Annotated in this window: 1 protein-coding gene; it reads left to right on the forward strand. The window is 71.1% G+C overall.

The window, feature by feature from the left end; translation table 11 throughout:
• The coding region (locus tag ACOADB_RS12410; protein WP_378598790.1) for an SDR family NAD(P)-dependent oxidoreductase at positions 1-460 on the forward strand (460 nt) is incomplete at its 5' end.
• Positions 461-533 lie beyond the last annotated feature (73 nt).

Here is a 533-nt window from a genome sequence, read left to right on the forward strand (position 1 = left end):
TGTGCACGCGGCGTACCCACAGATGATCACGCAGGGCTCAGGGCACATCGTGAACACCGCCTCGATGGGCGGGCTGATGGCGGCCGGCCTGATGACGTCGTACGTCGCGACCAAGCACGCGGTGGTCGGGCTGTCGCTGGCGTTGCGGACCGAGGCGGCGTCCCACGGGATCGGCGTGACCGTCGTGTGCCCCGCCGCGGTCGACACCCCGATCCTCGACAAGGGCGAGATCGGCAGCTATCGCGGCCGCGACTTCTACCTCGAGGGCCAGGGCGTCAAGAACCCCGTCGACCCCGACCTGTTGGCCCTGCGCGTCCTCGAGGCCGTGGCCGCCGACCGGGCGCTGGTCATCGAACCGCGGCAGGCCCGGATGGCCTGGCGGGTCGGCCGGCTCGCGCCCACGTTCGTGAACAAGATGGCCACCAGGTTCATTGCGAAGCAGCGGGCCATGGCGGCCTGACCGGGGCCAACCGGGCGGCCAGGCCGCGACGACAGCCCGCCATCATCCGGTCGTGGTTCCACGTCATCACGGG

It is taken from the genome of Nocardioides sp. CPCC 206348 (assembly GCF_048654705.1).
Taxonomy (GTDB): Bacteria; Actinomycetota; Actinomycetes; order Propionibacteriales; family Nocardioidaceae; genus Nocardioides.